This window comes from Marinicauda salina, from assembly GCF_003122085.1.
GTDB classification, from domain to species: Bacteria; Pseudomonadota; Alphaproteobacteria; order Caulobacterales; family Maricaulaceae; genus Maricicauda_A; species Maricicauda_A salina.
Genome location: NZ_QEXV01000006.1, coordinates 188,315 through 212,323 on the forward strand (window position 1 = coordinate 188,315; position 24,009 = coordinate 212,323).

Consider the following 24,009-nt stretch of genomic DNA (forward strand, 5'->3'; position numbering starts at 1 on the left):
ATCGAGGTGACCGGGAAAAGAATGGCCGACGGACGCAAAGTCATCGCCGTGCGCGGCGCGCGCGAACACAATCTCAAGAACGTCTCGGTCGATCTGCCGCGCGACGAGCTGATCGTGTTCACCGGCCTGTCCGGCTCGGGCAAGTCCTCGCTCGCCTTCGACACGATCTACGCCGAGGGCCAGCGCCGCTATGTCGAGAGCCTGTCGGCCTACGCCCGCCAGTTCCTCGAGCTGATGAGCAAGCCCGACATGGACTCCATCGAGGGCCTGTCGCCGGCGATCTCGATCGAGCAGAAGACGACGTCCAAGAACCCGCGCTCGACGGTGGGCACCGTCACCGAGATCCACGACTACATGCGCCTGCTCTGGGCGCGCGTGGGCACGCCCTACTCGCCTGCGACCGGCGAGCCGATCGCCGCCCAGACCGTCACCGAGATGGTCGACCGGCTGATGGCGCTCGAGGACGGCGCGCGGCTCTACCTGCTCGCGCCGATCGTGCGCGACCGCAAGGGCGAGTACCGCAAGGAGTTCGCCGAGCTGATGAAGCAGGGCTTCCAGCGGGTGAAGGTCGACGGCGAATTCTACCCGATCGAGGACGCCCCGACGCTCGACAAGAAGTTCAAGCACGACATCGACGTCGTCGTGGATCGCGTCGTCATCAAGGAGGGCCTGGAGCAGCGGCTCGCGGACTCGCTGGAGACCGCGCTCCGGCTCGCCGACGGCATCGCGATGGCGGAGTTCGCGAGCGACGCCGCGATGAAGCCCACCCCACCCCATCCCTCCCCTGAAGGGGAGGGTGAAAGCGATGCAGCCGGCGTCGGCGAAAGCGCCGCTCCCTCCCCCGCCGGGGGAGAGTCGGGGTGGGGGGCGCCGCGCTCCTACGAAAAGGGCGAGCGCATCGTCTTCTCCGAGCGCTTCGCCTGCCCGGTCTCGGGTTTCACCATTCCCGAGATCGAGCCGCGCCTGTTCTCGTTCAACAACCCGACCGGGGCGTGCCCCGCCTGCGACGGGCTGGGCGTGAACCTCAAGTTCGACGAGGACCTGGTCGTCCCCGACCGCGACAAGACGCTTTATGACGGCGCGATCGCGCCCTGGGCGCGGGGAACCTCGAAGCTCTACCAGCAGACGCTCGATGCGCTGGCGCACCATTACGGCGCCTCGATGTTCACGCCCTGGCGCGATCTCGATCCGGCGTTCCGGGACACCGTGCTCTACGGCACGTCCGACAAAATCAAGTTCACCTACGAGGACGGCCTCAGGCAGTTCACCACCACGAAGGCGTTCGAGGGCGTCATCCCCAATCTCGAGCGGCGCTGGCGCGAAACGGATTCGAGCTGGGTGCGCGAGGACCTGTCGCGCTACCAGTCGGCCCAGCCGTGCGAGACCTGCGGCGGCAAGCGGCTCAAGCCCGAGGCCCTGGCGGTGAAGATCGCCGGGCTCGACATCGCCGACGCCGGCGAGAAATCGATCCGTCACGCGCGCGAATGGTTCGACACTGTCGAGAGCGCGCTCACGCCCAAGAAGCAGGAGATCGCCGGGCGCATCCTCAAGGAGATCCGCGACCGGCTGCGATTCCTCAACGATGTCGGGCTCGACTATCTCACGCTCAGCCGCGCCTCGGCGACGCTGTCGGGCGGCGAGAGCCAGCGCATCCGGCTGGCCAGCCAGATCGGCTCGGGCCTCACCGGCGTGCTCTATGTCCTGGACGAGCCCTCGATCGGCCTGCACCAGCGCGACAACACGCGCCTGCTCGAGAGCCTCAAGGGGCTGCGCGATCTCGGCAACACGGTGATCGTGGTCGAGCACGACGAGGAGGCCATCGAGACCGCCGATCACGTGCTCGATCTGGGCCCGGCCGCGGGCGTCCATGGCGGCGAGGTGATCGCGCAGGGAACGCCGGACGATATCCGCGCCGCGCCGGACAGCCTCACCGGCCAGTATCTCTCCGGCGCGCGCATGGTGCCCCTGCCCGAGACGCGCCGGAAGGTCGACGCGAAGAAGGCCGTCACCGTGCGCGGCGCGACGGGCAACAATCTCAAGTCCGTCGACGCCAGCTTCCCGCTCGGCGTGTTCACCTGCGTGACCGGCGTGTCGGGCGGGGGCAAGTCGACGCTCACCATCGAGACGCTCTACAAGGCCGCCGCGCGCAAGCTCTCCGGCGCCGCGGCCGTCCCCGCCCCGCATGACGGGATCGAGGGCATCGACCGGCTCGACAAGATCATCGACATCGACCAGTCGCCGATCGGGCGCACGCCGCGCTCGAACCCCGCGACCTACACCGGCGCCTTCACGCCGATCCGCGAGTGGTTCGCCCAGCTGCCCGAGGCCAAGACGCGCGGCTACAAGCCCGGCCGCTTCTCCTTCAATGTGAAGGGCGGGCGCTGCGAGGCCTGCCAGGGCGACGGGGTGGTGAAGATCGAGATGCACTTCCTGCCCGACGTCTTCGTCGAGTGCGACGTGTGCAAGGGCGCGCGCTTCAACCGCGAGACGCTGGAAGTAAGGTTCAAGGGCAAATCGATCGCCGACGTGCTCGACATGACCGTCGAGGAGGCCGCGGACTTCTTCAAGGCCGTGCCCAGCGTGCGCGAGAAGATGGAGACGCTGCAGCGCGTCGGGCTCGGCTACGTCAAGGTCGGCCAGCCCGCGACCACCCTGTCGGGCGGCGAAGCCCAGCGCGTGAAGCTGTCCAAGGAGCTGTCCAAGCGCGCCACCGGCCGGACGCTCTACATCCTCGACGAGCCCACGACGGGACTGCATTTCGAGGACGTGAGGAAGCTGCTGGAGGTGCTCCACGCCCTCGTCGACGCCGGCAATTCCGTGGTCGTCATCGAGCACAATCTCGACGTCATCAAGACCGCCGACTGGCTGATCGATCTCGGCCCCGAGGGCGGCGACGGCGGCGGCGAGGTCGTCGCGGCGGGAACCCCGGAGGACGTCGCCGAAGTCGAGGCCAGCTGGACCGGGCGCTTCCTCAAGCCGATGCTCGAGCGCGACCGCGCCCGCCAGGCGAAGCTCAGGAAGGCGGGGTAAGAGCGCGTCTTCCCATCCTTCGAGGCCCGATCTCTACGTCTTCGTCATCCCCGAAGCCGAAGGCTGTCGGGGACCCAGAGAGCCTGGATCGCTGGCGATGACCCTCGATCCTCTCTGGGTTCCCGCCTTCGCGGGAATGACGATCCGGCGGTCATCCCGTCGTCAGGACGCCTGCCCCCTCAAAACACCCGCATCGCCAGCCAGACCGTGCCGGTGATCGCGGCGACCGAGGCGCCGACTCCCAGCAGGAGCAAGAGCCCGTCATGGGTGGTCAGCGCCAGCGCGATCAGAAGCAGCGCCAGCGCGGGGATCACCACGCCGCCGGGCACGGTGGCGTAGATCACCATGAGCAGACTCAACGCGACGCACAGCAGCGCCACGAGGCGGGGCATCGGCTCCTGGAAGGCGATGTGGAAGCGCGGCAGGATCAGCCGATCGACGCGCCTGAGCCAGGGTTTCGCCTTCTCCACGCCGCGCTCGAAGCTCTTCCGGTGGAAGCTGACGCGACGAATGCGCCGGGGCAGCCACAGCTTGGGCGCGGAGACGGCGAACTGGATCGAGATGAACAGGGCGAGAAAGCCCATGCCGTAGCTCACGCCCGGCAGCGCGCCGATGATCGGCATGATCGCCAGCAGGGTCGGGATCAGCAGGAGCGGCCCGAAGGAGCGGTGCTCCAGGCCCGCGAGAATGTCGTCGACGGTGATGCGCTCGCCGGTCTCGGCGCGCAGGATGTCCTCGAAGATCTCCTCGAGCGTTGCGGCGTCGTCGCCGCGCGGACCTCGTCCGGCCGTGTTGGTCATGGCGGTCTACTCGTGCATGGCCGCCGCGGCGCGGCGGCGCGATAGCCTCCACACCATGATACCGCTCAGCGCGCCGAACAGGACAAGCTGGACGAACAGCTCCGGGCCGACGGCGACGGCTTCGGGGCCGGCCATGCCGGTCGCGCTTTCGAACACCTCCGAGACGATGTCGCCCAGCGGCCGGTCGGGTTCGGCGGCCAGCCGCCCCGCGACCGGGCCGATGACGGCGCTGGCGTTGAACGCGCCGTGGACGGCGGCGACGCCGACGATGTTGCGCGTCCACAGCGCGTAGACCGCGAAGAAGACGCCGGTCGCGCCGACGCCGAGCATCGCCACGGCGCCGAAGGCCAGCCCCGAGATGAAGACGTGGGCGTGGAAGAGCATGAAGACGAGGCAGCTCGCGACGACGCCGGCGACCCGGCCCCAGCGCGCGACCAGCGTCGACATCAGCCAGCCCCGGAAGACGAGCTCCTCGGCGGCGCCCTGGATCAGGAACACCGCCGCGACGCCGACGAGCGCCAGCAGGATTCCGGTCTCGGCGAGACGCGACCAGTCCGCGCCGGCGAGTTCCAGTTCCCCGGCGTCGGCGGCCTCGGGCGCGCCCGTCGCGACCAACCCCACGCCGAGGGTCAACACCACGACCAGACCGACCCCGACGAGCAGGCCGCCGCCGTACCGCCGCGACCAGCCGCGCAGGACGAGGCCGAGGCTCGCCAGCGTCCGCTTCTCGAAGAGCTTCGCCCAGGCGATCGCCAGTCCGCCCCAGAGCACGAACTGGGCGAGCAGGAGCGGGATCAGGAACGACATCGTGCTGCCCGCCAGCGCGGCCTCGATCTCGGCCGGACCGGCGCCGGCCATCGTGCGCTGGACCGTGAAGACGACGACGCCGATCCCGATCGGCAGCGCCGAGACGAAATAGGAGACGACGACCAGCGCGATCGCCGCCCAGCCCCAGGTGCGTCGCGACCCCTCCGGCCAGGGCGCGTAAAGCGTATCGGCGGTCATGCGTCGCTTGCTTCCTCTGTCACGGGTGCGGCGTCGCGCCGGGCGGCGATGGCGAGCGCGGCGCGGGCGCCGATGCCCCGCCACGCCAGCACGGCGGGCAGCTGCACCAGCTGCATGACCACCGCCGCGACCGCCGTCAAGCGCAAGGCCTCGCGCGATTCCAGCGCAGCCGCGTAGGCGCGCAGGGGCGCGGTCGGATCGTCGAAGCGGAAGCCCGACAGATAGGCGTCGCCCAGCGGGCCGGGCGCGGAGAGCACCGCGAGAAACGCCGCCGCGCCCAGCACGCACCAGGCCAGCGTGGCGACGAACCAGGCGCCCATCAGCGGCCAGAAGATTCCCGCCGTGCCGGCGAAGGCTTCGCCGAAGGCGAAGCGACGACGCAGCAGCGACAGCGCAGCGAGCGGCGACAGCCGCACGCCCAGCCAGACCAGGAGACCCGCCAGTCCCGCGGAGACGAAGACGCCGACGATCGCCGCGGCCAGCGCGCCGCCCGCCGCCGCGGCGATCCCGATCACGAACAGGTTCACCACGAAGCCGAAGAGCCCGGCGATCCCGATCAATCCGCCGATGACGAGTCCGGCGAGGAAGACCCGGCCCTCGTCGCCCCAGCGCGGCGCGATCCGCACCTCGCCGCGGACCATCAGGCGCAGCCAGGCGGCCTCGACGAAGAGCAGCACGAGCATGGAGGCGAGCGAAGCCAGCGTCGTCGCGATCGAGTAGCGCACCTCGGCGGCGGCCATCTCCACGCCGGAGGCGACGCCCGGATCCTCCTCGAGCGCAACGAGCGCATCGGCGTACTCGGGACCGTAGAGGCCCACCGCCGCGACCGAAGCGAGCGCGACGGCGGCGTAGGCCGCGACGTGATAAACGCTCAGCCAGACGAAGCTGACCGGGCGCTTGCGAAACAGGTCGAGAAAGAAGAAGACGGCGCGCAGCGCATTGAAGCGCACCGTCGCCGGCGATGCCCCCGAATTCACGCCGTCAGCCTTCCGACGGCGCGTCGCCCACCGAGCCTGCCGGCGCGCTCGTATTCTCCGCCGCGGCGAGATCGCCGCCGGCGTGACGCACGGCGACATAGGCGCCGACGCCGTGCCACAGCCCCTCGGCGATGATCTGGAAGGCGAGCTGCAGCACCAGCGTGATGACGATCGCGATCAGCACGCCCGGATTGGCCATGGCGTCGCGGACGGCCTCGAAGACGATCGCGGGGTCCTCGATCTGTTTCTCCGACAGCTCCATCAGCCCGGGCGCGGCCGACAGCACGCCGCCGAGCACGGCGAACTGCTGAACCAGTCCGATAACGATGCCGCCGACGAAGAACACCAGGATCAGAACGAGATAGGACAGGAACATCCAGCCGACGATTCTCTTCGAGGCGCTCCACGCCTCGAACAGGCGGAAGCCGCGCTCATTGATCGTCATGGCCGGCGCGGCGGCGAACTTGATCATGATGACGATCGCCGCGACGAACACGACGACGAAGCCGAGAAACCCGATCAGGCCCGCGACCAGCGCGCCCCAGACATCGCCGCCGGCGACGGCGTTGACCCCCGCGCCGAGCCCGATGGCCAGCGCGACGAGAAGCGCGCCGACCAGATAGCCCACGAAGACCAGGCCGATGAAGATGACGTTCACGCCGAGCAGGCGCAGCTCGTCGCCCCCGAAGCGGAACGGGATGCCGCCCGCCACCTCGTCGCGCGTCATCAGCCTGAGCCAGGCCGCCTGGACCATCAGCAGGATCACGATGGAGAGCACCGTGGCGAGCCCGGCGGCGAGGAAGACCTGGCCGAGCATGGAAAGGATGACCGTTTCGTCGGGCTCGCGTCCGGCCTGAGCGGCCTGGAGGAGTTCTCCGAAGAACGGCCACATCGCCCAGCCGATCAACGCGAACAGCCCCGCGTAGGCCAGCCCCTGGAAAAAGGCGATGTAGAGCGCCGCGCCCGGACGGCGTCCGATCGTCTTGAAGAAGAAGAAGGTCGCCGACCCGAAATCGTAATTCTGCTCGCTCACGGCCGTTCCCCCGTTCCGGCTGGATGATCGAACCGAGAGCCTAGCTCACTCGTCCCCGCGCGTCTCGCCTTCCGCGTCCGGCGCTGCGCCGGATGTCGAAAATTTCATGTAGCGGTTGCAGAGAAACGTCGTCAGCGGCGCGACGATCAGGACCATGCGCGCCAGCTCGCCGACAAGGACCGCGCCGACGAACGCCGCCGGGTGGGCCTGCGCGGCCTCGACACTTCCCGCCGCGCCGGCGAACACCCGGTCCAGCCCCCACAGGACCAGCGCGCCGGGCGCGGCGATGATGAGGGCGGAGACGACGAGTTCGCCGACCCGTCCCGCCGTCAGCGGCCAGGCGGCGAGGATCTGCGCCTTCCCCCGGCCGACCGTCGCCGGAACGGTCATCGCCAGGCGGGCGAGGAACCACGCCGCGAAGCCGGCGAAGGCGAGCCCGACCGCGCCGACGACGACCCATTCGCCGGCGTTGAGCAGGGCGAAGGTGTCGATCGCGGCCCCGGGCTCGCCCGCGACGCCGGCCCGCGCCGCGGCGACCAGGGTCACGCCGAGCACGACCGCCAGCGCCAGCAGGCCCGCCGTGCCCAGCACCGTGAAGACGAGCACCAGGACGAGCCCGAACGCGATCGCCAGCCGCGCCTCGTCGCCGCCCAGCCGCAAGCCGGCGAACCCGCCCGGGCTCGAATCGCCCAGCGCGGCGCGCGCCCAGGCCGAGACCGCGACGACGAGCGCTGCGAACGCGAGCGCCGCCAGCGCGAGCGCGCCCAGCCCCGCCCCGCCGGCGCCTGACGCGCCGACCAGGAGAACCGCGCTGAACCCCGCCGCGGCGAGCGCCCAGGCGAGCGCGCCGGCGCCGACGACGGCGGGATGAGCCAGGGGAAAGGCGAAGGCGGCGCGCACCGCGCCCGGGTCGATCCATCTCATGGCGGCTGACCTAGCCCGGACGCGCGGCCGGGCCAAGGGCGCCGGCGCGGGGGAGGTTATCCCCGGGCCGGGAGGGCGAACGCCGACTCCCACCACTACCACCACCCCCGCCGCGGACGCCCCGCCCCGCCCGCAGGCGCGGTGAGAGTCGTGAGAGTTCGCGGCCGAACGCCCGCCCATGCGTGAGACTCCTCTCCCCGGCCCTCCCGCCGCGCCTGCAGCCGCGCCGGCGCGCCGGACCGAAACCGGAGTCTAGACCCGCCCGTCCCGGCGGGGAGAAGGGCCGCGGAAGGCGCCTACCCTCTCGCGAAATAGCGGCCGTCATCGGTGGTCTCGGCCTGGCCTCACGCTTCCTCGTCGATCGCGCCGATTTCCCGCAGATGGTCGACGCCGACAGTCGGCCCCTCGACGATGCGTTCGAGAAGCTCGGCCTGGGCGGGCTCCAGCGCGATCAGCCGCCCGAGCACGTGAAGCACGTTCAGGAGTTCGCTCGTATATTCCGGAAGCCAATGATCGGGCTGGATCTCGCCGAGCGGCGAGGGCGGTCGTCGGTCGCCGATGACGGGGCGCGAGCGGTCCTTCCGGCGATAGCTGAACCAGTGACGCAGCACCGGCACGCCGGAGACCTCGTAGGTCCACATTTCGGGCGTGACGTTGTCTATATGGCCCTCGCCGACGAACAGCCGGCGCGCGCCGGCGTCATAGCGCATCTCCTCGGGAAACTTGCCCGGAGCGGTCGGGATCGCGCCGTCTTTCGGGATCGTCGGACCGCCCTCGGCGATGCGCGGCGGCGCGTCGGGACGGCCGGCTTCGGGATCGGCGAACCGCTCGCCGAAGGTGTGAAGCCAGACGACTTCCCGGCCCAGCACGGCGGCTTCGTCGAACAGCGCCCGCTCGGCGGTGAGCGGAATCCGCAGTCCCGGCTGCTTGAGGTCCTTCGCGAAGCGTTCGGTATAGGCCGGGTTGGCCGCGACCGCGGCGATATAGGCGAACAGCGATTCGGCGGTCGCCTCGCGCCCGTGCAGCGTCGACAGCTCGGCCAGCACGCGCGCGTTGAGGTTCGGCGCGCTTGCCGCCGCATCGGTCCAGAGCGGGAAGACGCGCCCGCCGCGGCCGGCATAGTGGTGAAGGTCCGGGATCAGTGCGCAACCGGTTACAGCCGGCCCGCTCTCGGGCGTCCGGTCATGTGGTGCAGTCAGATAAACCTGCCGGTCCGAATGCGCCGCCCAGAGGGTGGGGTTCGGTCGGTTGATCAGGCGCTTGTCGGGGATGACGTACTGGCGGTCGAACGAGCGGAATCCGTAACGCACCGGCGCGACGACGCCGCCCTCGTCAGCTCCGACGGAGTAGGCGCGCTGCTCGTGCCCGGGGAGCCCATCCGTCAATACCTTTCGAACGCTTCGGTCACCGCCTTCGTGCGGATGAAAAAGCGTCTCCTTCTTCGCCGGGTCCGTCTCCGAGACCAGGCGGTCCCAGCGCCGCGACAGGGACTCCGCGTCCGGCGCGATCACCCACGTCCGGCCCGGCATGACTCCCGAACCGTCATAGTCGAACAGCGCGTCGAGCGCGGGATAGCCGGTCCAGGCCGCCGAGCCCTTCGGCAGGAAGGGCGCGCGCCATTCTTCCGGACACGCGCGCCAGCCGCCATCGTCCAGCGCGATGTCGGCGAGCGCGGCGAACTTCTCTTCCCGCGGGCCCTCGGGCAGGACGCGGTAGCGCACCGCCGCAGGCGTGCTCGCATCGGCGTCGGCGGGCCGGGCGGCCAGCACGATGCAGACGGGCTGCTGGACGCCCTGGAAGATGCGCGTGCCAACCGCGGGCTGGTGGCCTTCCGGCGAGCAGTCGATCACCCAGATCTCGCTGGCGTCGCGCCGGAGGTCGGATCGCATCTTCTGAAAACCGGGCCCGTTCAGGAAACCCGCCACCGTGATGTAGCAGACGACGCCCCTGTCCTGCCCGCTCAACCCGGCGGCCGCGTCGGCCTCGCCGAAGACTTTCCACGTCGCCCAGCGCCAGAAATAGATATAGAGATTGCGCAGGTGCTTGGCGTGCTCGCCGACGCGCCATTCCGGCGGCGGCATCCAGTCCTCGAGAATGGCCCGGTCGCCGCCGGAGCCCTTCTCCACCCAGGCCCCGCGATCGCGCGCCTTCTCCTTGTAGGGCGGATTGCCGATCACGACGGTGATGGGCTCCTCGCGCTTGATGTGGTTCGCCGCCCGGCGGCTCTCCGCGATCGGCGTCAGGGCGGAGGGAATCCAGGCGGTCTCCTCGTCGGGGTCGGCCAGCGTGTCGGCGACGTAGAGCCGCAGCTCGGCGTCGATGGGGTCGGCTGGATCGAGCCCGGTCAGCTCGGCGATTTCGGCGAGCAGGCGCAGCTGCGCCACCGCGAACGGGCCGAACTGCATCTCGAACCCGATCAGCCTCTTCAGCGCCGACTCGATCGCGCCGGGCACGACGCCGGGGCCGCCGTCCGCCTCCTCGATTTCGGCGATGCGGCGCAGGATCGCCAGAAGGAAGGTGCCGGTGCCGGCGGCCGGATCGGCGAGGGTGACGTCGCTCGAGGCGAGCCCCTTGTTGAGGCCGAACCGTCCGGGGCTCTTGAGCGCCTCGTCGACGAGCCGGACCATCGCCGTGACGACCTCGGGCGGCGTGTAGTACGAACCCGTCTGTTTTCTCAGCGTGTTGTCGTAGACGCTCAGAAAGCGTTCGTAGAAATAGAGCCAGGCCTCCGGTTCGCCCTTGCTGACGGCGTTCCAGTCGACGACGTCGAGCACGCGCACGAGCGTGGCGAGCGAGGTCTTGAGCGTGTCTTCCTCGTCGCTCTCCTCAGTGAGCAGGCGCAGCGCCGAGCCGATGAGCGTGTTGGTCCTGCGAAGCGATTTCGCGACGTGATCGAGATCGTCGGCGAGGCTGATCCCGCGCGCCTTGGCCATCAGCAGGCCGAACGTCACGGCCTGGGCGTAGCCGTCTGCGAATTGCTCGTCGGTGGCTTCCGGGAAGAGCAGCTTGCGCCAGTCGACCTTGAGCTGGGTGAGCGCCCTCGCCTCCCGCGCCAGCTGTTCGCGCACTTCCTCCCGGAGCAGCCGGCAGAGCCGCGCGCTGGTCTCCGCGAGCGCCGGCGCGTTTCGCGGCGGGATCGGCTCCCACGTGAAGAAGTCGGCGAGCAGCGCGATCAGCGCCTCGGGCGCGGCGAGGTCCTTTCCCGATGTGCGCACGTCGCCGTCGAGATGGACGAGCCGTTCGCGCTTGCCGTCGCGGTAGAGCCCGAAGGCGTTGCCGTCGGTGTAGATCAGGTTGGGAAGCGATTTCAGCTTCTTCCACTGTTCCTTGTCGTGGGCGTCGGCGAACTTGTTCGGCTCGGCGCCCTTGCCCGGCGCTTTCACCTCGATGAAGCCGATCAGCGCGCTGCGGCGCGTGACGGCGTAGTCCGGCCGGGTCTTGAGATCGGCGAGAGAGGATTCGCCCACGAGCGCGGCCTCCCGCGCATTCAGCCCGATCGTGGGGGCGAGATCCTTCAGCAGGGTTTCGAGCGGCGCGCGAAGCTGGTCTTCCGGCTCGCCGGCGGCCGCGGGATTGTCCAGCTTGACCTTGGCGCTTGCGCCGAACGTGGAGATCGCTTCCGCTAGCGCGTCAGCCGCCATTCGACACTCCCCCGCAGGCGTGTTTCCCGCAACCCTTGCGGCCCGTATTCCAAGCTTTAGCCGGGTCCGCGAATCGCAACAAGTTTCCAGTCATGTCGCAGGGTGAACTCTTTAGTCCGAATGAACAAAAGCGGCCGGCCCGGCCGTCGGCCGAGACGGTCAGGAACCGGATCCGCGCCGTGCTCGATCAGCTCCGCGAGTCGGAGCGCCTGCCCTGGACCGACGACGAACTTCGCAACTGGCGGACCGTGATTCCCCAGATGACAGGCTGGCTTCCCGAAGAGGAGGCGGCAGCCCTCCAGGCGGAATTCTTCGCCGAAATCGAACGCCTCGGCGCGCAGGCGGCCTGAGCCAGGGTTCCGTCCCTCGCGCTTAAGTCGCTTCGCGCGAACGCTAGCCGCGTTCGTTTTCCCGCTCAATCGAGGACGGGCGCGCGTCGTCCCATCCCCCGGATCGGGGTCCGGGGTCAGGAAAACGATGCGGGGGATCAAATCCACACACCCTCGTTCTCCCCGCGAAAGTCGGGACCCAGAGAGGACGGGCGCAGCCGTCGGCGATCTACGATCTCTGGATCCTGACTTTCGTCAGGAATGAGCGTGAAGGCCGGGAGCCTGTTCTGAAACCCCGGCCGACCCCGGACCCGGTCCGGGGGAGAGCCGGGGCCTCCCGGCCGTCAATCGCCCAGAGGTCCCGGATCGCGCCTGCGGCGCGTCCGGGAATTCACCCGCTCTATGGGAGGCCGCCCGCACCGCGATCCTTCGCGCCCCCTTCCCTCGTCCCGGCCCGAGGGCCTATATCCCCGCCCATGACGAACACCCGCGACCCCATCCACATCGTCGGCGGCGGCATGGCCGGCTCCGAGGCCGCCTGGCAGGCCGCCCAGGCCGGCGCGCGCGTCGTGCTCCACGAGATGCGCCCGGTCCGCAACACCGAGGCCCATCACACCGACGGGCTGGCCGAACTGGTGTGCTCGAACTCGTTCCGGTCGGACGACGCGGCGACCAACGCCGTGGGGCTGCTGCACGAGGAGATGCGCCGCGCCGACTCGCTGATCATGGCGATGGGCGACAAGGCGCGCCTGCCCGCCGGCGGGGCGCTGGCGGTGGACCGTCACGTCTTCTCCGAGGCGGTGACCGCCGCGCTCGAGGCGCACCCGAATATCGAGATCGTCCGCGAGGAGATCGCCGGTCTTCCGCCGGCCGACTGGGACAGCGTCATCGTGGCGACCGGGCCGCTCACCTCGCCGGCGCTGGCCGAGGCCGTCCACGATCTCACCGGCGAGGGCGAGCTGGCCTTCTTCGACGCCATCGCGCCCATCATCTACGCCGAGACCATCGACATGGGCGTCGCCTGGAAGCAGTCGCGCTACGACAAGGGCGAGACCGAGGCCGACAAGGCCGCCTACATCAACTGCCCGATGGACCGCGACCAGTACGAGGCCTTCATCGACGCGCTGATCGACGCGCCCAAGACCGAGTTCAAGGACTGGGAGAAAGACACGCCCTATTTCGAGGGCTGCCTGCCGATCGAGGTGATGGCCGAGCGCGGCCGCGAGACGCTGCGCCACGGGCCGATGAAGCCGCGCGGGCTGACCAACGCGCACAAGCCCGACGAGAAAGCCTACGCGGTGGTTCAGCTGCGCCAGGACAACGCGCTGGGCACGCTGTTCAACATGGTCGGCTTCCAGACCAAGCTGAAATACGGCGTCCAGACCGAGGTGTTCCGCATGATCCCGGGCCTGGAGAACGCGTCGTTCGCCCGGCTGGGCGGCATCCACCGCAACACCTTCCTGAACTCGCCGCGCCTGCTCGATCCGGTGATGCGGCTCAAGGCGCGCCCGTCATTGCGCTTCGCCGGCCAGATCACCGGCGTGGAGGGCTATGTCGAGAGCGCGGCGATGGGGCTGCTGGCCGGGCGCTTCGCCGCCGCCGAACGCATGGGCGAGACGCCCGCCCCGCCGCCGGAAACGACCGCGCTGGGCGCGCTGCTCGCCCACATCACCACCGGCCACGTGCCGGGCCGCAAGGGCGCCTTCCAGCCGATGAACGTCAATTTCGGCCTGTTCCCCGAGATTGACGCGCCGACCAAGGATTCCGAGGGCAAGCGCCTGCGCGGAAAGCAGAAATCCGAGGCGAGGAAACGCGCGATGACGACCCGCGCGCTGGCCGACATCGACGCCTGGCTGGGCGCGAAGGCCGCGGCGGCGGAATAGCCGCCTTCGCCTAGATCCGCCCGGTCAGCGAGCCCCAGACCAGGCGCCACTGACGGGTGAAGAGCGGCCGCTCGGCGGGTTCGCGATACGGGTCCTTCGCGCGTTTCGCCGCGCGCAGATAGCCGCGGGCGAGGCCGGCGTATCCGACGGCGGGGAAGACCTTTGCGGGCAGCGCCGCGCGCGTCCGTGCGAACTCGGCCTGCGCGGCGTCGGCCTCGGCGAACAACCCCGCCATCGCCGCCCGCGCCGCCTCGGCCTTGCGGCCGCGCTGCAGGTCGATTTCGGCGAGCCCGTGGGCGGCCATCTCCTCGGCGGCCAACGGCGGCCGGCCCTCTGCGGCGAGCGCAGGGAAGGCGCGAACAAGACCGGTAAAGCCCCACAGCCGTCCCGCCGCCGCGACCGCCGCGCCGGCCTCGCCGTCGAGATCAAGCTCGGGATCGGTGAGCCGCGCCGCCGCGCGCATCACCGCGACCGCCGTGCGGTCGACATAGTCGCGCCGGTCCTGCGTCGTCGGGAACGGGCCCTGGCCGAGATCGGCGTTGCGCGCCTCGACCAGGGCGATGAGCGTGTCGCGGTCGGGTCCGCCCGGCTCGCAGCACACGTCGGCGAGCGCCTCGTAGACGTCGTGGCGGCGCACGTTCGGCGGGGTCTGGAACAGATCCTCGACCGCGTCGCGCGCCCAGGCCAGGCGCATCTCGCCGATCACCGGCTCGGAGACCTTGTCGGGAATGCGCGCGATCTCGTGATAGAAGGCGTAGAGCGCGAACAGCCTCCGCCGGATCACCGGCTCGGCGAACAGCGCGGCGAGGCGGCGATCGGGATCGTCCTTCGCGAGCGTCGCGTCGAATTCCGTCGTCATTCCGGCCTCGTTGCGGTGGACAGGACGCGGCCTGCAACCATATGAACGCTGAGCGGTAATTCCCGGGACGGGCGCCGAGGCGTCCGCTCCGGCCCGACCGAGGCTTCAAGGAGACCCCTCATGGCTTTCACCCTCCCCGATCTTCCCTACTCCAAGGACGCGCTGGCGCCTCATATCTCCTCGGAGACGCTGGATTTCCACCATGGCAAGCACCACAAAGCCTATGTGGACAAGGCCAACGCCGCCGTCGAGGGCACGGCGCTCGAGGGCAAGAGCCTCGAAGAGGTGATCAAGGCCAGCTGGGCCGACAAGAACATGGGCGTGTTCAACAACGCCGCCCAGATCTGGAACCACACCTTCTACTGGAACTCGATGAAGCCGGGCGGCGGCGGCAAGCCGAGCGGCGACCTCGCCGACCTCATCGACCGCTCCTTCGGCTCGTTCGACAAGTTCCGCGAGGAATTCAAGACCGCCGGCGTCGGCCAATTCGGCTCGGGCTGGGCCTGGCTGGTCCACAAGAACGGCAAGCTCGAGGTCCGCAAGACGCTCAACGCCGAGCTGCCGCTGGCCCATGACGGCGCCGACGCGCTGATCACGATGGATGTCTGGGAGCACGCCTACTATCTCGACTACCAGAACAAGCGTCCCGACTATATCGACGCCTTCCTGGACAACCTGGTGAACTGGGACTTCGCCGCGGAGAACCTGAAGAAGGCGTCCTAGCCCCTTTTCCATTGACCGATGATGCGGCCGCGGCGAGCCTCGCCGCGGCCGTTTTCATGTCCGGGGGGAGTCCATGATCGACGTCGTCCGCCGCCTCTTCGTGTTCCTGCTGGCGCCGCTCGCGCTGTTCGCCTGCGGGCCGCGCGACGCCGAAGAGAGTCCCGAGCCCGCACCCGCCGCGCCGGCGGAGGAGGCCGCCGAGCCGCGCGCGCTGGACGCCGCCGCGCTCGCCGAGCTGGACGCGACGCTCGAGCGACTGGCCGCAGAACGGGCGCGGGCGGGCTACGCCGCCGTCATCGCGCTCGACGGCGAGATCGTCCACGTCTCCGAGGCGGGCTACGCCGACATCGCCGCCGGCCGGCCGATGACCGCCGACACGCCGGTGCGCATCGCCTCGATGACCAAGCCCGTGACCGCGGTGGCGGTGATGATGCTCGTCGAGGACGGCGCGCTGTCGCTGGACGATCCGGTCGCCGACTATATCCCGGCCTTCGCGGATGCGCGCGTGGCGACGTCGTTCATGCGCAACGAAGCGATGGAGATTCCCACCGAGCCGCTCGAGCGCGCGATCACCATCCGCGACCTCATCACCCACACCTCGGGCGTGGGCTACATCTTCGACTACGACACCAATCTCGGCGCGCTCTATATCGGCCACGACATCTACCAGGGCGACGCGCCGATGGCCGCGCGCATGGAGACGCTCGCCGGCCTGCCGCTCTACTTCCAGCCCGGCGAAGCCTGGCGTTACTCCTACGCCAACGACGTGCTCGGCCATGTCGTCGAGATCGTGTCGGGCGAGACGCTCGACGCCTTCATGGACGCGCGCATCTTCACGCCGCTGGGCATGGACGACACGACCTTCTTCCCCGGCGAGTCGCTGCGCGCGCGCATGGCCGCGCTCTACACCCATGACGACGACGGCGCGCTGGTCCGCGTGCCCGCCGCCGACGACGGCGTGCTCAACGCCGCCGACGAGGCCGGCGGGGCGGGCCTCGTCTCGACGGCGCACGACTATATGCGCTTCGCGCTGATGCTGGCGGGCGGCGGCGAACTCGACGGGACGCGCCTCCTGTCGGCGGAGACGGTCGATCGCATGACCGAGCTTCATGTCGGTCCCGAGCGCACGCCCGACTCCATGGATGCGGCCGACACCGGCTACGGTCTCGGCGTGGGAGTCGCCTATGACGGCGACGACGAAACCATCGAACGGCCCGGCGATTTCGGCTGGGGCGGCTATTTCGACACCGACTTCTTCGTCAGCCCGTCGACCGGGCTGGCCGGCGTGATCATGGCCCAGGAGGAACCCGGCCCGACGACGCCGCCCGAGGCCGCCGCGCGCGCCGTGTTCAAGCCGCTGGCCTACGGGGCGCTGCCGGGAGAGTGACCAGGCGCCCTATCCCGGCTCCTCAGACCAGGACCCTCATCCTGAGGCGCCCGATCCCCTGCCCCTTCGAGGCTCGCTTCGCTCGCACCTCAGGGTGAGGGGATCGGGCCTCGAAGGATGGGAGGGCGTACGACCTCGCGTCCGTCGAGGCCCGCCTGACCCGATCCCCTCATCCCCGGATCAAGTCCGGGGCAGGCTCTGAGGAGGCCTGTTCCCTCGTGCTTCGAGACGCTCCCCCGGATCAAGTCCGGGCTCGCCCTCAGCATGAGGGAACAGGGCGTCTCGAAGGACGGGGATCGGGGTGTCGGACGAGGGCCTCTCGTGGTCTGCAGGGGAAGCCGCCACGCCGTCGCTCGAGCGATCACACCGCGATCAGCGCCGCCCAGACGCGCCGCGCCTCGCCGGCGAGGATGTTGTAGACGCGGCAGGCCGCCGGCGTGTCGAGCGCCTCGAGCCCGACGCCGGCGTCGAGAAAGGCCTGCCGGACCGCGGCGGGCGGATGAACCACCTTCGCGCCGAGGCCGAGCACCACGACGTCGGGCTTGTCGTCCGGGTTCAGGAAGGTCTCGAAATCTGAGACCGCAAGCGCCTTCGGATCTTCGCCGACCGGCCAGGCCCGCACGGCCCCGTCGACCAGCGCGATCGCGCCCTCGTGGCGGACTCCGCCGATGCGGAACCCGCCGTCGCCGAAGGCGTCGATGGGCGGAACCTGGTAGGCCGGCGCCCTAGGGGGCAACGACCTCGCCCTCCTGGCTCGTCTCCCTCTTGACGCCGGTGAGCGTGAGCAGCGGCGCGGCGACGAAGACCGAGGAATAGGTGCCGATCACGACGCCCCAGATCAGCGCGAAGGCGAAGCCCTGCAGCGCCGGACCGCCGATCAGCGCCATCGCGATCAGCGCCACCAGCGTCGTGCCCGAGGTCAGGATCGTTCGCGACAGCGTCTTGTTGATCGCCCGGTTGAGCACCTCGACGGTCGGCGCGGTCTTGAACTTGCGGAACTTCTCGCGAATGCGGTCATAGATGACGACGGTGTCGTTCATCGAGTAGCCGACGATGGTCAGGATCGCGGCGATCGTGGAGAGATTGAACTCCAGCTGCGTGACCGCGAACATGCCGATCGTGGCGATGACGTCGTGGGCGAGCGCGAGCACCGCGCCCACCGAGTACTGCCACTCGAAGCGGAACCAGATATAGACCAGCATCAGGAAGAGCGCGACGAGCACGGCGGTCGCGCCTGCGACCACGAGCTCGCCCGAAACCTGCGGGCCGACCACCTCGACGCGACGGAACTCGACGCCGGGATATTCCGCCCTCAGCGTCTCCTGGATCGTCTGACGGGCGATCTGCTGAGCTTCCTCGGCGCCCGTCTCCTCGGTGACCCCTTCGAGCCCCTGCACGTCGGCGACGTCGACGGTGCCGAGGCGGATCAACACCTCGTCCTCGGCGCCGAACGCCTGGACCTGGATGTCGCCCAGGCCGAGCCCGTCGAGATCGCTCCGGATGGCGCCCAGGTCGGCGGGCCCTTCGGTCTGGATCTCGATGAGCGTGCCGCCGCGGAAATCGATGCCGAAATTGAGTCCGAGCCCGAAGAAGGCCGCCGCCGAACCGATGATGAGCAAGGTCGACGCGACGAGCGCGGCGAAACGCAGCCGGATGAACGGGATATTCGTGTCGGTCGGAATGAACCGGACGAGCGCGAGTTTCATGATCCGCCTCCCCTACATCGCCAGCTGTTTGGGGCGGCTGGTCTTGATCCAGCTCGCCACGATCAGGCGCGAGAACACGAAGGCGGTGAAGACCGAGGTGAGAATGCCGATGCCGAGCGTCACGGCGAAGCCGCGCACCGGCCCCGCGCCCATCAGGTAGAGCACGCTCGCGGCGATGAAGGTCGTCACGTTGGCGTCCAGGATCGCCGCGAAGGCGCGGTCATACCCGGCCTCGACGGCGTTCACCACGGTTCGCCCGTTGCGGTACTCCTCGCGGACTCGTTCGAAGATCAGCACGTTGGCGTCGACCGCCATGCCGATCGTCAGGATGATGCCGGCGATGCCCGGCAGGGTGAGCGTCGCCTGCAGCCCGGACAGCGCGCCGATCAGCAGCAGCACGTTGACCAGCAACGCCGCCGTCGAGACCACGCCGAAGAAGCCGTACGCGGCGAGCATGAACACGATCACCAGGGCGAAGCCGATCATGATCGCGGTCTGTCCGCGGTCGATCGAATCCTGACCCAGCCCGGGGCCGACGGTGCGCTGCTCGATCGGCGTGAGTTCGGCGGGCAGCGCGCCGGCGTTGAGCATGTTGGCGAGATCGTTGGCGGTCTCCACGGTGAACCCGCCTTCGATGATCCCGGACCCGCCGAGGATCGGCGAGCGGATGCGCGGCGCGGAGATGATCACGTCGTCGAGCACGATCGCGAAGCGCCGGCCGACATTGGACGCCGTGGCGTCGCCGAAGGCTCGGGCGCCGGATGTGTTGAAGCGGAATCCGACCGCGGGCTGGCCGCCCTGGTCGAACGTCTGGCTGGCGCTGGTGAGCTGCTCGCCGGTCACCAGCGCGCGGCGCTGCACCGCCAGGTAGGGCTCGCCCGGCGTGTCGGTCGGCAGGATCATCACGCCCGGCGGCGTGCGCCCCTCGCCGTTCGGCCCGATCTGAACGCCCGATTCGACCATGTGAAACGTCATGCGCGCCGTCGTGCCGACCAGGTCGATGATGCGCTGCGGGTCGCTCTCGCCGGGCACCTGGACCAGCACCCGGTCGTCGCCCTGCCGGGCGATCGTGGGCTCGGTCGTGCCCGTGGCGTCGATGCGCCGGCGGATGACCTCGATCGACTGGGTGACCGTGCGGCGCTTGATGTCGTTAAGCGCCGCGTCGGTGATCGACAGCCGGATGGTGCGGCCGTCCTCGCCGGGCTCGACATTCAGCGTCTGCTGAAAGCCCTGCTGGCCGAGACCGGTCGAGATCGGCTCGCTGAGCCCGCGCAGGCGTTCGAGCGCGGCGTCGAAGTCGTCCGGCTGCGACAGCCGGACCACCACCTGCTCGCCGACGACGGCGGGCCGCGCGGCGAAGATGACGGGATCGTTCTGCAGCGCGGCGCGCGCGTCCTCGGCGAGATTGTTCAGCCGCTCCTCGCGCACCTCCTCCATGTCCACCTGGAAGACGAGGTGCGAGCCGCCGCGCAGATCGAGGCCGAGATTGACGGTCTGGTGCGGCAGGACGCGCCAGATTCCCTTCGGCTCGCCCGCCGGCGTCAGGCGCGCGGACTCAGGGAAGAAGTTCGGCAGCGTGTAGAGAAAGCCGATCAGGATCGCACCGAGGATCAGGGCGACCTTCCAGCGGGAGAAATGAAGCATGGCGCGTCCGGGGGCCTGGAGCGCGCGCCTAGGAGCGCGCGGCGTCTTCGTCGGTGTCGTCGTCCGAGGCGGCTTCCTTCTTCGCCGCGCCGGCCTTGGCCGGTTCGGTGCGCGAGCGCACCTCGGAAAGGGTCGCCTTGACCACCTTGACCCGCACGCCGTCAGCCAGCTCGACGGTGGCCTCGCCGTCGGCGATGCGCGTGACCTTGCCGATCAGCCCGCCGGCGGTGACGACCTCGTCGCCGCGGCGCAGGTTGGAGATCATCTCGCGATGCTGTTTCACGCGCTGCTGCTGGGGCCGGATCAGCAGGAAATAGAAGACGACGAAGATCAGGATGAACGGCGCGAGCTGCATCAGCATCACGCCGAGGCCTCCGCCGCCGGCGGCGGCGGCGATGAGAATCGGGTCGGTCGACGGGAACATGGGTGCGCCCCTTGGCGAGGTTTCGATAAGTCGCCGGGACTATATCGGGGCGCAGCGGCGTTGCAACAAGCGCCGGACCTCGAATTTCCCGCTTCGCGCTAGCGCGAAGGCAGGTGTTCAAGCGGATCGACCGGCGTCACGCCGCGACGGATCTCGAAATGCAGCTGCGGCCGTTCGGCCGAACCAGTGGCGCCGGCGTCGGCGATGACATCGCCCTGCTCGACCCGGTCGCCGACATCCACGCGCAGCACCGAGTTGTGTCCGTAGGCCGACACCCAGCCGCCTTCGTGGCGGATCAGCACGAGTTCGCCATAGCCCTGCAGCTCGTTTCCGGCGTAGACGACCTCGCCCGCCGCGGCGGCCCGGACCGGCTCGCCGAGGCGCGCGCCGATCCGCAGACCGTCATTGCGCCGCCCGCCGTTCTGCGGCCCGAAGCGCGAGATAATCTCGCCGTCGAGCGGCCAGGCGAAGCTCGGCGCGGTCTCCTCGCGCGTTCCCTGCACCGGCGCCCGCGGCGGCGCCTCCTCGATGCGAAGACCCGTCTCGGCGGTGGTTTCGTCGCGATCGCGCTCGGTCGAGGCTGTGCGCGCCCCGCCGCGCACGCGCAGCTCCTGGCCGGGATAGATCGTGTAGGGCGGGCGCAGGCCGTTCATCGTCGCGAGGTCCGAGACGCCCATGCCGTGGGCGCGGGCGATCTGGTAGAGGGTGTCGCCCCGGCGAACCGTGTAGATCTCGGGGCCGGGCAGCTCGAGCACCTGGCCCGAGGACAGCTCATAGGGCGCGCGCAGACCGTTGGCCTCGGCGATGTCGATCACCGAGGTCCCGCAACGCGCGGCGATCGAGTAAAGCGTGTCGCCCTCGCGGACCGTGTAGCGCGAGCCGCAGACTTCGGCGGCGGTCGGCGGCGGCGCGCCGCTTCCCGGCCCCCGCATATCGACGTCCGCAGGCGCGCGCGGCCCGCCCGCACAGGCGGCCACGACCAGCGTGGCCGCAGCGACCACAAGAAGACCGGCGTGCCGACGCTCGCCCATTCTGCGCGACCCCGTTCCAGGAAATCTGCTCGAACGGGCGCAGGATCGCGCCGGAGCGTTAATCACTCGTTAGCCAAAGCCGACGGCGATCACTGCGAGCCGGCGGCGTCGCCCGTCTCTCGAACCCGGACGAACTCGCCGAGCGTGCAGCTCCCGCGCACCGAATCGGTGGTCCGGTCGATGACGCGGATCGCCTCGCCGGCGCAGAACGACGTCACCGTCGTGTCGTAGCGCAGGATGCTGTAGTAATCCGCGGCGCCGCGGCACCGGCCGTTGACCTCGTTGAGATAGAGCGCGCCGCCGTCGGTCTCGAGCAGCAGATGGCGGTCATCGAGACCCTGCAGGCCGATCACCGACTGCATGGGAATGCAGCGCCGGACCTCGTCCGTGCGCTCATAGCCCGCCAGCGGGTCCTCGCCCTGCTGAGCGGTTGCGGTCGCGCAGGCGGCCAGCGCCATCGCTCCCGCGGTCAGGAACAGAGACTTCATGGGAACCTCCCGTAAGAGCTTTCGCTTTCAGCCCCCGGTTCTTCTAAGGATACAGCGTGACGCGCCCGGGGACGAGCGCTCTCGTCACACCGCAAGCGAGTCACTCTTCACGCGGTTCGAGGCGCTCGAACGCGCCGAGCGCGCAGGAGCCGACGGTCATCTCCGCGCCTGTGTCGAAAACCCGGATGATCTCGCCCCGGCACAGGCTGGTGATCGAGGTGCTGTAGGACAGGGCCGTCCCGCCGCGCCCGGCGCCGGCGCAGCGGCCGTTCACCTCGTTGAGGTAGAAATCCCCGCCGCGCATTTCGACGAGGAAGCGGCTCTCGTCGAGCGCTTCCATTTCGTCGATGAGATAGGTCTGCACGCAGGCCCGGGTCTCGCCGGTGCGCTCGAACTCGGCCAGCCGAGCGTCAGCGTCCGCGCTGCGGTCGGTGGTCTGGGCCGAGGCGCAGGCCGCGGCGAACATCAGCGAGGCGGTCGCGGAAATCAGGACGGATCGCGTCATGCCGGTCTCCCAGGTTTCGAAACCGCCGCGTGAACGGCGTCGGGTCAACCAATATAACAGATTGCGGCGAATGCGCGTTCCCTCGATCGCGCGATCGTCATAGCGCGCGGGTCGGCCCTTCGACGAGCGGCACGAAGCGGACGTCGAAGAGGGGTTCCTCGACCACGCCGTCGGCGTCGCGTCGATAGCGCATGAGCGTCTGGACGGAGCCGTTGACGACCGGCGCCACGCACACCCCGCCTTCCTTGAGCTGGTCGAGCAGCCCGTCCGGGCGCTCCGGCGCGGCGGCGGTGACGATGATGCGGTCGAACGGGGCCTGCTCGGGCCATCCCTTCGAGCCGTCGCCGATGCGGGTGACGATGTTGGAGAGCTTGAGCTCGGCGAAGCGCTGCTCGGCGGCCTTCGCCAGCGTGCGATAACGCTCGATCGTGTACACCCGCCGGGCCAGCCGGGCGAGGATCGCGGCCTGGTAGCCCGACCCGGTGCCCACCTCGAGGACCTTGCAGCGATCGTCGAGTTCGAGCGCCTGGGTCATCATCGCCACCACGAAGGGCTGCGAGATGGTCTGGCCGCAATCGATCGGCAGGGGCCGGTTCTCGAAGGCCTGGTCGAGGAAGCCGTCGGCGACGAACTTGTCGCGCGGCGTGCGCTCGACGGCCGCGAGCACGGCCTTGTCGGAGACGCCGGCGCGGCGCAGCGCCATCAGAAGCTGGATCATGCGCGGATCGGGCGCGGCGGTCATTCGCGGTCGTCCGCTTTCGGCGCGGGTCCGCTCAGCGCCTTCCGGAGACGTTCGTGCGTGGCGTGGTGGGTGAGATCGATATGCAGCGGCGTGATCGAGATGCGTCCCTCATAGATCGCGCGCAGATCCGTGCCCACCGCCGGATCCGACCGCCGGCCGGTGAAGCCGAGCCAGTAATAGTCGCCGCCGCGCAGGTCGGTGCGCCGCTCGGCGTGGATGATGTGCTGGTCGCGCCGCCCCTGGACCGTCATCTCGATCTCGTCGACCTCGTCGGGCGCGCGATCGGGGAAGTTGACGTTCATCAGCACGTTCTCGCTCCACGTCTCGGCGAGCAGGCGGCGCAGCACGTGCGGGCCGAAGGCCCGGGCGGTCTCCCACTTGATCTTGGCGCGTCCCTCGAAGCCGTAGGCCTGGGAGAACGCCACCGACGGAATGCCGAGCTGGAGCCCCTGCATCGCCCCGGCGACGGTGCCCGAGAAGGTCACGTCCTCGGCGATGTTCTGGCCGTGATTGACGCCCGACAGCACGAGATCGGGCCCAGCGCCCTCGATCAGGTCCTGGGTCCCCATCAGCACGCAATCGGTCGGCGTGCCGGTGATCGCGAAGCGCTTCTCCTCCAGGCGCTTCACGCGCAGCGGCGCGCTCAGCGTAAGCGCCCGGCTCATGCCCGACTGCTCGTCGACGGGCGCGATCACCCAGACATCGTCGGAGACGCTGCGCGCGATCTCCTCGAGCACGGCGAGCCCCTCGGCCTCGATGCCGTCGTCATTGGTGACGAGGATGCGCGGCTCGGCGCCGGTCATGGGCAGCTCGCCTTGCGCAGCGACGGATTTGCTCCCCCGCTTGCGGGGGAGCTGTCACGGCCGCAGGCCGTGACT

Annotated in this window: 21 protein-coding genes; 5 read left to right on the forward strand and 16 right to left on the reverse strand. The window is 69.7% G+C overall.

All coding sequences use genetic code 11. The features are described 5' to 3' along the window. Nucleotides 1-21 precede the first annotated feature (21 nt). Nucleotides 22-3,030 carry an excinuclease ABC subunit UvrA gene (gene uvrA / locus DDZ18_RS12785; protein WP_109253787.1) on the forward strand — a complete coding sequence of 1,003 codons (3,009 nt, stop codon included), beginning with the start codon at nucleotides 22-24 and terminating at the stop codon, nucleotides 3,028-3,030. A 179-nt stretch (nucleotides 3,031-3,209) separates the two neighbouring features. Here the strand turns inward: uvrA and DDZ18_RS12790 are convergent, their stop codons facing one another. The 6 genes from DDZ18_RS12790 to DDZ18_RS12815 form a co-directional block, all read right to left on the reverse strand. Next, entirely contained in the window at nucleotides 3,210-3,830 is a 621-nt protein-coding gene (locus DDZ18_RS12790) for an exopolysaccharide biosynthesis protein (RefSeq protein WP_109253788.1), read from the reverse strand. A gap of 6 nt (nucleotides 3,831-3,836) precedes the next feature. Next, the gene (locus tag DDZ18_RS12795) at nucleotides 3,837-4,835 is read right to left on the reverse strand and encodes a CPBP family intramembrane glutamic endopeptidase (RefSeq protein ID WP_109253789.1); all 999 of its coding nucleotides are present in this window, start codon (nucleotides 4,833-4,835) and stop codon (nucleotides 3,837-3,839) included. Further along, complete coding sequence (locus DDZ18_RS12800; protein WP_109253790.1) at nucleotides 4,832-5,812, reverse strand: hypothetical protein; 981 nt, start codon at nucleotides 5,810-5,812, stop codon at nucleotides 4,832-4,834. The genes DDZ18_RS12795 and DDZ18_RS12800 overlap by 4 nt, the downstream gene beginning before the upstream one ends. Before the next feature lie 4 nt (nucleotides 5,813-5,816). After that, complete coding sequence (locus tag DDZ18_RS12805; RefSeq protein WP_109253791.1) at nucleotides 5,817-6,845, reverse strand: hypothetical protein; 1,029 nt, start codon at nucleotides 6,843-6,845, stop codon at nucleotides 5,817-5,819. 45 nt (nucleotides 6,846-6,890) lie between these two features. Then, nucleotides 6,891-7,769 carry a hypothetical protein gene (locus tag DDZ18_RS12810; RefSeq protein WP_109253792.1) on the reverse strand — a complete coding sequence of 293 codons (879 nt, stop codon included), beginning with the start codon at nucleotides 7,767-7,769 and terminating at the stop codon, nucleotides 6,891-6,893. 344 nt (nucleotides 7,770-8,113) lie between these two features. Continuing rightward, nucleotides 8,114-11,410: a type ISP restriction/modification enzyme gene (locus DDZ18_RS12815; RefSeq protein ID WP_109253793.1), complete on the reverse strand. Its 3,297-nt coding sequence runs from the start codon at nucleotides 11,408-11,410 to the stop codon at nucleotides 8,114-8,116. A 92-nt stretch (nucleotides 11,411-11,502) separates the two neighbouring features. On the opposite strand from DDZ18_RS12815, the gene DDZ18_RS13820 reads away from it, so the two are divergent. Both DDZ18_RS13820 and trmFO read left to right on the forward strand, forming a co-directional pair. After that, the gene (locus DDZ18_RS13820) at nucleotides 11,503-11,760 is read left to right on the forward strand and encodes a hypothetical protein (protein WP_146190675.1); all 258 of its coding nucleotides are present in this window, start codon (nucleotides 11,503-11,505) and stop codon (nucleotides 11,758-11,760) included. Between the two features lie 455 nt (nucleotides 11,761-12,215). Next, a complete protein-coding gene (gene trmFO / locus DDZ18_RS12820) occupies nucleotides 12,216-13,622 on the forward strand; it encodes a methylenetetrahydrofolate--tRNA-(uracil(54)-C(5))-methyltransferase (FADH(2)-oxidizing) TrmFO (RefSeq protein ID WP_109253794.1) in 1,407 nt (468 codons plus the stop codon). A 10-nt stretch (nucleotides 13,623-13,632) separates the two neighbouring features. On the opposite strand, the gene DDZ18_RS12825 is transcribed toward trmFO, so the two are convergent. Next, nucleotides 13,633-14,481, reverse strand: a complete 849-nt coding sequence (locus DDZ18_RS12825) for a squalene/phytoene synthase family protein (protein WP_109253795.1) — start codon at nucleotides 14,479-14,481, stop codon at nucleotides 13,633-13,635. 120 nt (nucleotides 14,482-14,601) lie between these two features. Between DDZ18_RS12825 and DDZ18_RS12830 the strand changes: the two genes are divergently transcribed. Beyond that, on the forward strand, nucleotides 14,602-15,204 hold the full coding sequence (locus DDZ18_RS12830) for a superoxide dismutase (protein ID WP_109253796.1): 603 nt from the start codon (nucleotides 14,602-14,604) through the stop codon (nucleotides 15,202-15,204). A gap of 73 nt (nucleotides 15,205-15,277) precedes the next feature. After that, the gene (locus tag DDZ18_RS12835) at nucleotides 15,278-16,591 is read left to right on the forward strand and encodes a serine hydrolase domain-containing protein (protein ID WP_109253797.1); all 1,314 of its coding nucleotides are present in this window, start codon (nucleotides 15,278-15,280) and stop codon (nucleotides 16,589-16,591) included. 361 nt (nucleotides 16,592-16,952) lie between these two features. Here DDZ18_RS12835 and DDZ18_RS12840 read toward each other — a convergent pair whose 3' ends face one another. The 9 genes from DDZ18_RS12840 to surE form a co-directional block, all read right to left on the reverse strand. Next, nucleotides 16,953-17,327: an Mth938-like domain-containing protein gene (locus DDZ18_RS12840; protein ID WP_109253798.1), complete on the reverse strand. Its 375-nt coding sequence runs from the start codon at nucleotides 17,325-17,327 to the stop codon at nucleotides 16,953-16,955. Further along, the gene (gene secF, locus DDZ18_RS12845; RefSeq protein WP_109253799.1) at nucleotides 17,317-18,297 is read right to left on the reverse strand and encodes a protein translocase subunit SecF; all 981 of its coding nucleotides are present in this window, start codon (nucleotides 18,295-18,297) and stop codon (nucleotides 17,317-17,319) included. The genes DDZ18_RS12840 and secF overlap by 11 nt, the downstream gene beginning before the upstream one ends. Before the next feature lie 12 nt (nucleotides 18,298-18,309). Next, the gene (gene secD, locus DDZ18_RS12850; protein ID WP_109253800.1) at nucleotides 18,310-19,941 is read right to left on the reverse strand and encodes a protein translocase subunit SecD; all 1,632 of its coding nucleotides are present in this window, start codon (nucleotides 19,939-19,941) and stop codon (nucleotides 18,310-18,312) included. A gap of 28 nt (nucleotides 19,942-19,969) precedes the next feature. Continuing rightward, on the reverse strand, nucleotides 19,970-20,365 hold the full coding sequence (gene yajC / locus DDZ18_RS12855; RefSeq protein ID WP_109253801.1) for a preprotein translocase subunit YajC: 396 nt from the start codon (nucleotides 20,363-20,365) through the stop codon (nucleotides 19,970-19,972). 98 nt (nucleotides 20,366-20,463) lie between these two features. After that, entirely contained in the window at nucleotides 20,464-21,396 is a 933-nt protein-coding gene (locus DDZ18_RS12860) for a M23 family metallopeptidase (RefSeq protein WP_109253802.1), read from the reverse strand. A gap of 89 nt (nucleotides 21,397-21,485) precedes the next feature. Then, on the reverse strand, nucleotides 21,486-21,884 hold the full coding sequence (locus tag DDZ18_RS12865; RefSeq protein ID WP_109253803.1) for a DUF6491 family protein: 399 nt from the start codon (nucleotides 21,882-21,884) through the stop codon (nucleotides 21,486-21,488). 100 nt (nucleotides 21,885-21,984) lie between these two features. Next, on the reverse strand, nucleotides 21,985-22,389 hold the full coding sequence (locus tag DDZ18_RS12870; RefSeq protein ID WP_109253804.1) for a DUF6491 family protein: 405 nt from the start codon (nucleotides 22,387-22,389) through the stop codon (nucleotides 21,985-21,987). Between the two features lie 97 nt (nucleotides 22,390-22,486). Next, nucleotides 22,487-23,131: a protein-L-isoaspartate(D-aspartate) O-methyltransferase gene (locus DDZ18_RS12875; RefSeq protein ID WP_109253805.1), complete on the reverse strand. Its 645-nt coding sequence runs from the start codon at nucleotides 23,129-23,131 to the stop codon at nucleotides 22,487-22,489. Next, nucleotides 23,128-23,934 carry a 5'/3'-nucleotidase SurE gene (gene surE, locus DDZ18_RS12880; RefSeq protein WP_109253806.1) on the reverse strand — a complete coding sequence of 269 codons (807 nt, stop codon included), beginning with the start codon at nucleotides 23,932-23,934 and terminating at the stop codon, nucleotides 23,128-23,130. Before surE ends, DDZ18_RS12875 begins: the two co-directional genes overlap by 4 nt. Nucleotides 23,935-24,009: the final 75 nt, after the last annotated feature.